This is a genomic window from Mesorhizobium sp. M2C.T.Ca.TU.002.02.1.1, from assembly GCF_003997225.1.
Genome location: NZ_RZTO01000187.1, coordinates 1 through 8,807, shown reverse-complemented (window position 1 = coordinate 8,807; position 8,807 = coordinate 1). Strand labels below are relative to the sequence as shown.

Below are 8,807 nucleotides of genomic sequence, written 5' to 3'. Positions count from 1 at the left end.
AGCGTCGATTTGCCAGCGCCATTCTCGCCCATCAACGCATGGACGGAGCCGGATTGGAGTCCGATCGAGACGCCCTTCAGCGCCGCCGTGCCGGCGAACGCTTTTCGGATATCCGACATTTCGACAAGGGTTTTCACGAAAAAAGCACCGCTGCGTTCAGGGAATTCGGTGGCGCGGGCCCGCGTCTCCGCCGCCCGCGCCGCCATGGCGCCGCCTTTACTTCTTGGCGTAGAATTCCTTGAGCTTGTCTTCGGGCAGCTCCGACGGCCACCAGACATTAGCCGAGAGATCGTCGCGATAGTATTTCTTGACCTTCTCGATGTCCCAGCCGGGCGGGTTGTAGTCGTAATGCTTCTTCAGCTCCTTGCCTTCGAGCAGGGCAACGGCGGCGCGGATGCCGGCCGCGCCCTGGGCCGGGCTGTATTCCGCCGAGATCGACTTGAAGCCGTCGGCGATCCACTGGCCGAAGAAGCCGTTGTTGCCTTCGCCGGTGATCGGCGGGATCTTGGCGCCGAACTGCTTGAAGACGTCGACGCAGGCGCGCGTCATGTCGGCGCCCGAAGACCAGATGCCGTCGACCTCGGGATTGTTCAGGTAGAGCGTCTCGCAGAGCTTCTTGGCCTTGTCGTACTGCCAGTCGCCATGCTCCTCGGCGATGATCTTGACGTCGGTTCCCTTCAGCGCCTGCAGCAGGCCGTTGTAGCGGTTGGTGTCTTCCGGATGGCCCGCGAGCCCACGCAGCACCCAGATATTGCCCTTGCCACCAAGCTCCTTGACCAGGAAGTCGCCCATCACCTTGCCGAAATGCTCGGCGCCGCCCTGGATTTCGGTGGTGAAGGCGTCGCTCTCGATGCGGCCGGTATGCACGATGACCGGAATGCCCGCCGCCACGGCCTTGGCGATGCTGGCGTCGGCTGAGGTCGACGTGACCGGCTGGACGATGATGGCGTCCACCTTCTGGGCGATCAGGTCCTCGATGTCGGCGACCTGCTTCTTCTGGTCGAAGCCGGCATCGAGCAGGATGAACTTGCTGATGCGCTTGTCCTTGGCGGCGGCAGCCTCGGCCTCATGCGCGACCTGCACCGTCCAGGTGTTGGCGTTGACGCCGAAATGGCTCATGCCGATGACCCAGGGCGGATCCTTCTTGAACTTCCCTGCCTCGACCGTTGGGTTGTCGCCGGCGCGGGCGGTAACCCCGTCGAGCAGCGATACGTCGTCGGCGAACGAGGGCGCGCACCACATCGTGGTCGCGATCACTGCCGCTGCGATTGATTGGATAATCCGTCTCACTGAGCCATCCTCCTTCTCAAGCTCCACGAACCCTGGCGACCAGGGCCACGACTTCCCCGACGGCGTCCGGCCATGGCCAAACACCGCACCTGCCGGGGCGAACCCGGCACTGCTTCAGTTCATTGCTCAACCCACGCGCATGGCCGCTGGAGACAAAGGTCCAGCATTGCCGCCATGGGTCATGGCGGCCGATCGGCGCAAAAGGTTCGGGGCATTCCTCCCAGGCTCACTTCAATCATCGATCCGGCGGGCTGTCAATAATTATTCAGAGTGATGGATTATCTTTGCGGCTTGCGCTACCTTTCCGCCGAATGGCAGGGTCACTGGACGCGGACGGCCGGCTCTCGTCCGATAATTTCTGCAAATCAGAACCTTGGCTGGATCGGGGAGGAGCATGCGATCGGTCTTGTGCTACGGCGACTCCAACACGCATGGGCAGGTACCCGGCGGCACGCCGCTTGACCGCTACGGCCCGGCCGAACGCTGGCCCGGCGTCATGGCAAGGGAACTGGGCGTCGGCTGGCATGTCATCGAGGAAGGCCTCAGCGGCCGCACGACGGTGCGCGACGATCCGATCGAGGGTGCCCACAAGAACGGGCGCACCTACCTCAGGCCTTGCCTGCAGAGCCATGCCGTTCTCGATCTCGTAATCATCATGCTGGGCACCAACGATCTCAAGGCGCGCTTCAACCAGCCGGCCTCGGAAGTGGCGATGGCCATGGGCTGCCTTGTCTACGACATCAAGGAGCTGAAGCCCGGTCCGGGCGGCAGCGTGCCCGAGATCATGATCGTATCTCCGCCGCCGATGCTGGACGACATCAAGGAATGGCGGTCGATCTTCGCCGGCGCACCGGAGAAGTCGCGGCAGCTGGCGCTCGAGTTCGAGATCATCGCCGATTCGCTCGAAGTGCATTTCTTCGATGCGGGCTCGGTCGTCACCTGCGATCCGCTCGACGGATTCCACATCAACGGACAGGCGCATGCCTCGCTCGGCCGTGCGCTGGCCCGCGAGGTCGAAGCAATCGGGTGGCCGGATGAACGATAAACGCGGCATACGGGTGTCCCGCACGACCGATTGCGGGAGGACGCACCATGCCTGACATGCGCTTTGCGCCGCCCAACCCGCTGCGGATTGCGGACCGCGCCAGCGGCCTCAACGCCGTCAGCGTGCGCAGCTACAACGAGCGCCTCGTGCTGTCGCTGCTGCTCCAGAGCAAGGATATCACCCGTCTCGAGATCGGCGAGCGGACCGGCCTGTCGGCGCAGACGGTGTCCGTCATCGTCCGTTCGCTCGAGCAGGAGGGGCTGATCGCCAAGGGCGAAGCCCAGCGCGGGCGCGTCGGGCCGCCGACAGTGCCGCTATCGCTCAACCCCGAGGGCGCCTATTCCGTCGGCATCAGCGTCGGGCACCGGCAGGTGGAGGTCGTGCTCGTCGACTTCGTCGGCTCGATCCGCTCCCATGCGGTGCTGCCGTACTCGGCTGCCGCGCAGGACACCAACCACCCGCAATTCATGAGCGCGATCGCCAAGGCCATCGCCGACCTGCCGCAGCATCTGCATTCGCGCATCGCCGGCATCGGCCTTGCCCTGCCGGGCGACGAGGTGGAGCTCGAGCTGACTCCCAAGGCGGCCCGCGAGCGGTTCGACGCCTTGCAGGAAGAGGTCGAACGGGAGATCGGTTACCCCGTCTACGTCCAGAACGACATCACGGCGGCGGCCGGCGGTGAAAGCATGTTCGGCGTCGCCAAGCACCTTTCGGACTATCTTTTCTTCTATCTCGGCGCACGCCTGCACAGCCGCCTTGTCCTCAACCACCAGATATACAACACCACCGGCGCGGTAAGCTTCGACGTCGGCATCCTGCGGCTCGAACAGGAGATCACCAGACAAGGAAGCCAGACGTCCGAGCTCTGGGAAAGAGGCGCGGACTGGCCGTCATTCGGCGAGGCCGAGATCGCGTGGCAGCGCGAGCTGGTCGGGCAAATGAAGTCGTCGATCGCGGCTCTGAAGCAGTTCGTTCCGATCACCTCGGTCGTCCTGTCCTCCCACGCGCCCCAGGCGGTCTGCAAGGCGATCTGCCGGGAACTCGAGCAGGCCATGCCTGGCATAGCCGCCATAGCCGGCAACATCGAGCGTTCGCCCAAGGCGGTGGGCGCGGCGGGCCTGCCCTTCAGCTCGCGCTTCATGGTGGAGTGACATTTATCGTCGCCGCGTCTCGCTATCTGGCGGCAACACCTGCCGGTGATATCGGGCCGGCGGTGCGGCCGCTTGACGTCGCCCGCCCAGTCGGCCCGGTCAGCCCGGGATAATTTCGTAGTGAAGGATCTGGGCGTCGCCGAGGGACGATCTGCGTCCAGGCGAGATGACGCCGGAGCCGAAGAGGAGGATATCCTCGCGGCGCACGAATACTTCATCGCCGGGCCCCATCGACACAAATGTGCCCGACGAGCTTCGCTCGACAAGCCGGGCCTTGCCATTCGAAATGGTGAAGGTCGCGTGGTGTCTTGAGACCCAGGGCCGCTGGACGACGATATCGCATTCCGGCGATCGGCCGATCGTCACCAGTTCGTTGTTTCGGCAGGATCGCACCCGATCTCCATAGCGGATGACCAGATTGATCTGCGGCGGAGCGAAACGCCTCTCGACAAAAGTGCCCCGGCTGGCGACGTGCGTGGCGGGGGTCCCATCGTCGCCCCCCAGAGTATACACATCGAAGAGTTCCTGCTTTCCCTTGAAGGCCATTTTGTCGAGGAGCCGCAAGCTACCGCGGCTGCCCGCGGAAAGGGCTTCGAAGAAGCTCTGGCTGATCAGGACCTCCCCGGGGTTGGCCGTGGTGGACAACCGCGCGGTGACATTGACAACGTCGCCGAATACCGCGCCCCGCGCGCGAATGACCGCCCCGAAATGCAATCCGATCCGGGCGATCAAGGGCTCTTTCGTCAATTCGCTGCCAATCTGGCAGACGGCCCTCAACGCCGCCTCCGGTGTCTCGAACAGGCTGAGCACGTCATCGCCCTTCGAGTAGATGAAGTCGCCGCCGTGCTGGGCGACGATCCCGCGTATCGCGTCGAGACAATCCGAGACCTGACGCAGGGCGGCATCGTCGCCGATGCGCTCATAGAGCGGCACGCTGCCCACGACATCGGCCAAGAGGACTGCGGCCAGAAGTCTTTCCTGATCCATCGACTCGTATCCGCCCCGGAACGCAGCGTGTATAACATACCAAAGTCGACCGTGACTTATCACTTGTACGCCAAGGGGCCGGCGCAACCGGGGCAGATGTTTCGGCGCGATTAGCGGCGATAAAGACGTTTCCTTTCCCTAGCCTGGGCTGCCGGCCGCCGGATTGGCGATGATCGCCGCGCGGAAGCGCGCGACGAAATCGTCCAGCGCCGGACGTTCGGCGTCCGAGATCGCCCAGTAGGAGAAGGCATCGTCCGTCCAATGCACCAGGAGGAAGCCCCCTGCCGAGAGGTCGTCCGCCACCGGCACCGATTTGGCTTCGTTCTGCCGGGGTTCGGCCACCAGCGTGATCAGATGCTCGTGATGGCGGTAGACCAGAGCCGGCATCGGCTTGTCGCCGATCACCTCGACGCGACCGCCGATCAGCGCATAACCGTCCTTGGCCATGTCGGGCGCCGCCGGCGACACGCCGATGCGGCCGTCGAGCCACGGCTTCACCGTGTGGCGGTCGGACGAGACGATGTCGACCGGCGTCGCCGCCAGCAGGCTGCGGCGATGGCCGTTGGCGACCGCGACCGCGAAACTGTCGGACCCGTTGTCCGCCGTCGTCAGCCACTGCGTCGCGCCGCTGGCGAGAACAGCCGTCAGCGCGATCGAGGCCGCCATCTGGCGCCAGTCGAAGGAGTTGAACCAGCGTGCCGCGCGCGGCCGCATGGCGATCACATTGCCTTGCTGCTGTTGCGCGGATTGCTGAGGTCCCGCCGTCACGGCTGCGGGCTGGGTTACGTCGTCCTCCTCGGCGCCTTTGACCTCGGCGATGGCCGCGATGCGCGCCAGGAAATCGTCGCTGACGCTCGGCCGCGGCAGGTTGGCGACAGCGCCGCGCAGCGCCACCAGGCGCGCATGTTCGGCGGCAAGCTCCGGATCGGCGGCCATGCGCCGCTCGACCGCCAAAGCGGCCGCGGCGTCGAGCTCGCCATCGACAAGGGCGTGGATCATCAGCTTCATATCCTGCGGGTCTTGCGGCAATCCATCCTCATGCGGGCTAATTTCATGCGGGCTCATGGCGCCCTCCAAGTTCCGTCATCAACAGGCCGCGGGCCCGCGCTAGGCGCGACATCACCGTGCCTTGCGGCACGCCGAGCATGGTGGCGATCTCGCGGTAGCTGAGACCGTTGATGTCGCGCAGCACCACCGTTTCGCGGAAGGCTTGCGGCAGCCTGGCGATCGCCGCTTCAACCGCCGCCGAATTCGCCTTGGCGATCAGTGCAGCCTCCGGGCTGTCGGCATCGGAGTCGGGCGGCGGCGAGACGTCATCGAGATCGGCGAGGTCGCCGACCGCCACCACGCTGCGCGGACGGTTCTTCGCCATCCATGTGTAGGAGGCGTTGCGCACGATGGTGAGCAGCCACGCGCGGGGGTTTCCCCCGGCGAACCCCGCAATACCCGCATGCGCCTTGAGGCAGGCCTCCTGCACGACATCCTCGGCATCGGCCGTGTTGCCGGTCAGCCAGCGGGCGAGCGACAGCGCATCGCCAAGGTGCGGCAGCACCACCTCGGCAAAACGCGCGGCCAGCATCTTTTCGCTCAACACTGTCCCGCCGTCGGGCGCTCCCGCCATGGGTCTGCCGCCGCCCTCAGCGGGAGGCGACGATCTGTCCCTGCTCGTGCGGGTGAAGATCGCGACCGCAGGCGATGGCGCCTGCTTCGAGGGAGGAGAAGGCATTGGTGTCACCGGAGTCAAGTGTCTCGGAAGCAAGGGGCGCCTCGGAAGGGGACGGCGCATCGCTGGCTGCAACGGGGTGCTCGCCGTCATGGTCGTGGATCTCGATGGTTGCGATCGGCACGGATCAGGGCCGGCGGCGGGGCGGTATCGCCCAGAACAGGTGCGCCCAGCTCCAGCGCTCCAAAGGCTGGCGCCGGCTGAGGCCTTCGCCCTCTTCAGCCCGTGCGTATTTGTCTTCGTGCCGCTTCATGATGGTCTCCTGCTGTTGCGCACAAAGGGCGCATGCCCTGGAGACCGGCGGACCGGGCCGTTTATTCCCGGCCGGTCGGCTTTTTCGTTCACGCTAACGTGATCACAATGGCGTGCGGGCCTACAGCGCCTGCAGCGCAAGCCCCGCCAACGCCGCCCCCGCCAGCGTCGGCAGCATGCCGAGTTTCAGCCTGAACATGGCGACCATCGCAGCCGCCGAGAGTAGCGCGGCGCGCCAGTCGAGCGAGGGCAGGACCGGCACCTCCACGCCCCAGCCGACGCTTGCGACCTTGCCGAAAACGACATGCAGCGCGAACCACAGCGCAAGGTTCATGATCACGCCGACGACCGCCGCGGTGATCGCGCCCAGCGCCGCCGCCAGCGCCTTGTTCTGCCGGAGTTGCTCGATGTAAGGCGCGCCCAGAAATATCCAGAAGAAGCAGGGGACGAAAGTAACCCAGAGCGTCAGCGCCGACCCGAGCGATCCGGCAAGCAAAGGATTGATCGCGCCGGCATGGCGATAGGCGGCGGCGAAGCCGACGAATTGCAGCACCAGGATCAATGGCCCCGGCGTCGTTTCGGCAAGCCCGAGCCCATCGACCATCTGTCCAGGCGAAAGCCAGCCGAACGAGGTGACCGCCGCCTGCGCCACATAGGCGAGCACCGCATAGGCGCCGCCGAAGGTGACGACGGCCATCAGGCTGAAGAAACCGCCGATCTGCGCCCACACGCTTCCCGGCCCCGCCAGCAGGGCGATCAGCGCCACCGGCCCCAGCCAGAGCGGCAGCCAGATGGCGACGGTGCGGATGGCATGCCACCGTGACGGCACGGCGTGGCCTAGCTCGCCGCGCTCGAACATCAGATCGACCACGCCCTTGTTGTCGGCGGCGGCGCTGCCCTTGCCATGCGCCGAGCTGGAAAACAGCCCTGGTGCAAAGCGGTTGCCGGCCCAGCCGATAAGCCCGGCCGCGAGCACGATGAGCGGGAACGGCAGCTTCGCGACATAGATGGCGAGGAAGGCGGCGACGGCAATTGCCACCATCGCACGGTTCTTCAGCGCGCGCTTGCCGATGCGGATCACCGCCTCGACGACGACGGCCAGCACCGCCGCCTTGACGCCGAAGAACAGCGCCTCGACGACCGGCGCGTCGTTGTAGAGCATGTAGAAGCTGCTCAGGCCAAGCATGACCAGCGCGCCCGGCAGCACGAACAGGATGCCGGCAACCAGCCCGCCTGCCGTGCGATGCAGCAGCCAGCCGATATAGACGGCAAGCTGCTGCGCCTCGGGGCCAGGCAGAAGCATGCAGTAGTTGAGCGCGTGCAGGAAACGCTCCTCGCCGATCCAGCGGCGATCCTCGACCAGTTCCTTGTGCATCAGCGCGATCTGTCCGGCCGGCCCGCCGAAGGAGAGCAGCCCGATCTTGGCCCAGAGCCGCGTCGCTTCGCGGAAGCTCGGCATGGCCGGGACCTCGACCGGTCGCGCGGCATCGTCCTTGGCGAGCGCGGTCATTGCGCCTTGCCCCCGGCCGGCCAGTTATGCGTCTCGTCCGCCGCGTCACGGCACCAGCGGAAGAAGGCATCGTAGAAGAGCATGCCGGCTTCGAGCTGTTCGAGGTCGTCACGGAACATGCGCGACAGGCCGAGCGAGGCGGCGAGGAACCCGGCCGCCTGCGGCACAAGGTCGAGGCGCGCCGTGTCCGCCCCGCGCACGATCAGCGCCAGGCGATCCAGCGCTTCGACGCGCAGGCCGAATTCCTCGATCATCGTGTCGAAGCTGCAGCGGTCGCCGCGATGGCTCCAGAACACGCCTTCGATGTCGAAAGGAACCGCAGCGAAGCGGTCCGCCACAAGAGGCACTTCGGCCGGATCTACGAACAGGAACACCGCCTTGGGATCGACGAAGCGGCGGATCAGCCAGGGGCAGGCGATGCGGTCGACTTTCGGCCGCGACCGTGTGACCCAGACCGTACGCCCCTTTTCGTCGCGCGGCGGGATCGCGCCGGCGCGGACCAACGGAGCTTTGGCGGCAGCCCAGGCCTCGAAGCCGCCTTCCAGCGACTCCGCTGCGATGCCTTCATGACGCAGCCATGCGGCAACGCCTTGCGAGAGCTTCTGCCCCCTCTGGCAGATCGCGACGACCTTGCGCCCGGAAAATTCCGCAGCCCAGGTCGAGACAGTTCTGAAATCTCGCCGGCAAGACGCCGGCAGCAGACGCGGGTCGGCTTCATAATCCTCGTCGGTGCGCACATCGACCAGGCAAGGCGCGTCGGGCAAGCCGATGAGACGGGCAAGCTGCGGAACGGTGATTGCGGTTGTTGATGGCATGGCGTCCACCTCCTGAACAGAGAGAGTCTGGACG

11 protein-coding genes are annotated in these 8,807 nt (G+C 65.8%); 2 read left to right on the top strand and 9 right to left on the bottom strand.

Annotation, left to right across the window (positions count from 1 at the left end; translation table 11 throughout):
- Both EOD07_RS38500 and EOD07_RS12715 read right to left on the bottom strand, forming a co-directional pair.
- Positions 1 to 206, bottom strand: a 206-nt coding sequence (locus tag EOD07_RS38500) for an ATP-binding cassette domain-containing protein (protein ID WP_245470095.1), incomplete at its 3' end; no start/stop codon positions are given.
- A gap of 10 nt (positions 207 to 216) precedes the next feature.
- Positions 217 to 1,290, bottom strand: a complete 1,074-nt coding sequence (locus EOD07_RS12715; protein ID WP_040989373.1) for an ABC transporter substrate-binding protein — start codon at positions 1,288 to 1,290, stop codon at positions 217 to 219.
- A 394-nt stretch (positions 1,291 to 1,684) separates the two neighbouring features.
- Here EOD07_RS12715 and EOD07_RS12710 point away from each other — a divergent pair, with 394 nt between their 5' ends.
- Entirely contained in the window at positions 1,685 to 2,335 is a 651-nt protein-coding gene (locus EOD07_RS12710; protein ID WP_127235695.1) for an SGNH/GDSL hydrolase family protein, read from the top strand.
- A 47-nt stretch (positions 2,336 to 2,382) separates the two neighbouring features.
- Positions 2,383 to 3,486: an ROK family transcriptional regulator gene (locus EOD07_RS12705; RefSeq protein WP_245470093.1), complete on the top strand. Its 1,104-nt coding sequence runs from the start codon at positions 2,383 to 2,385 to the stop codon at positions 3,484 to 3,486.
- Between the two features lie 99 nt (positions 3,487 to 3,585).
- Here the strand turns inward: EOD07_RS12705 and EOD07_RS12700 are convergent, their stop codons facing one another.
- The 7 genes from EOD07_RS12700 to EOD07_RS12675 form a co-directional block, all read right to left on the bottom strand.
- The gene (locus EOD07_RS12700; RefSeq protein ID WP_127235694.1) at positions 3,586 to 4,473 is read right to left on the bottom strand and encodes an FHA domain-containing protein; all 888 of its coding nucleotides are present in this window, start codon (positions 4,471 to 4,473) and stop codon (positions 3,586 to 3,588) included.
- A gap of 138 nt (positions 4,474 to 4,611) precedes the next feature.
- Entirely contained in the window at positions 4,612 to 5,538 is a 927-nt protein-coding gene (locus tag EOD07_RS12695; RefSeq protein WP_127235693.1) for an anti-sigma factor, read from the bottom strand.
- Entirely contained in the window at positions 5,525 to 6,094 is a 570-nt protein-coding gene (locus EOD07_RS12690; RefSeq protein ID WP_071074912.1) for a sigma-70 family RNA polymerase sigma factor, read from the bottom strand. The genes EOD07_RS12695 and EOD07_RS12690 overlap by 14 nt, the downstream gene beginning before the upstream one ends.
- 16 nt (positions 6,095 to 6,110) lie before the next feature.
- Positions 6,111 to 6,320 (bottom strand): hypothetical protein, encoded by a 210-nt coding sequence (locus EOD07_RS12685; RefSeq protein WP_040989340.1) that lies wholly within the window; start codon positions 6,318 to 6,320, stop codon positions 6,111 to 6,113.
- A gap of 3 nt (positions 6,321 to 6,323) precedes the next feature.
- Complete coding sequence (locus tag EOD07_RS39065; protein WP_281059050.1) at positions 6,324 to 6,449, bottom strand: hypothetical protein; 126 nt, start codon at positions 6,447 to 6,449, stop codon at positions 6,324 to 6,326.
- A gap of 120 nt (positions 6,450 to 6,569) precedes the next feature.
- The gene (gene chrA / locus EOD07_RS12680) at positions 6,570 to 7,958 is read right to left on the bottom strand and encodes a chromate efflux transporter (protein ID WP_127235692.1); all 1,389 of its coding nucleotides are present in this window, start codon (positions 7,956 to 7,958) and stop codon (positions 6,570 to 6,572) included.
- Complete coding sequence (locus EOD07_RS12675) at positions 7,955 to 8,773, bottom strand: sulfurtransferase/chromate resistance protein (RefSeq protein ID WP_127235691.1); 819 nt, start codon at positions 8,771 to 8,773, stop codon at positions 7,955 to 7,957. The genes chrA and EOD07_RS12675 overlap by 4 nt, the downstream gene beginning before the upstream one ends.
- Positions 8,774 to 8,807: the final 34 nt, after the last annotated feature.

What these genes read in the sequence shown, in the direction of transcription:
- EOD07_RS12710 (WP_127235695.1), top strand. Translation starts at nt 1,685, where the DNA reads ATGCGATCGGTCTTGTGCTACGGCGACTCCAACACGCATGGGCAGGTA.
- EOD07_RS12705 (WP_245470093.1), top strand. Translation starts at nt 2,383, where the DNA reads ATGCCTGACATGCGCTTTGCGCCGCCCAACCCGCTGCGGATTGCGGAC.
- EOD07_RS12700 (WP_127235694.1), bottom strand. Translation starts at nt 4,473, where the DNA reads ATGGATCAGGAAAGACTTCTGGCCGCAGTCCTCTTGGCCGATGTCGTG.
- EOD07_RS12695 (WP_127235693.1), bottom strand. Translation starts at nt 5,538, where the DNA reads ATGAGCCCGCATGAAATTAGCCCGCATGAGGATGGATTGCCGCAAGAC.
- EOD07_RS12690 (WP_071074912.1), bottom strand. Translation starts at nt 6,094, where the DNA reads ATGGCGGGAGCGCCCGACGGCGGGACAGTGTTGAGCGAAAAGATGCTG.
- EOD07_RS39065 (WP_281059050.1), bottom strand. Translation starts at nt 6,449, where the DNA reads ATGAAGCGGCACGAAGACAAATACGCACGGGCTGAAGAGGGCGAAGGC.
- chrA (WP_127235692.1), bottom strand. Translation starts at nt 7,958, where the DNA reads ATGACCGCGCTCGCCAAGGACGATGCCGCGCGACCGGTCGAGGTCCCG.
- EOD07_RS12675 (WP_127235691.1), bottom strand. Translation starts at nt 8,773, where the DNA reads ATGCCATCAACAACCGCAATCACCGTTCCGCAGCTTGCCCGTCTCATC.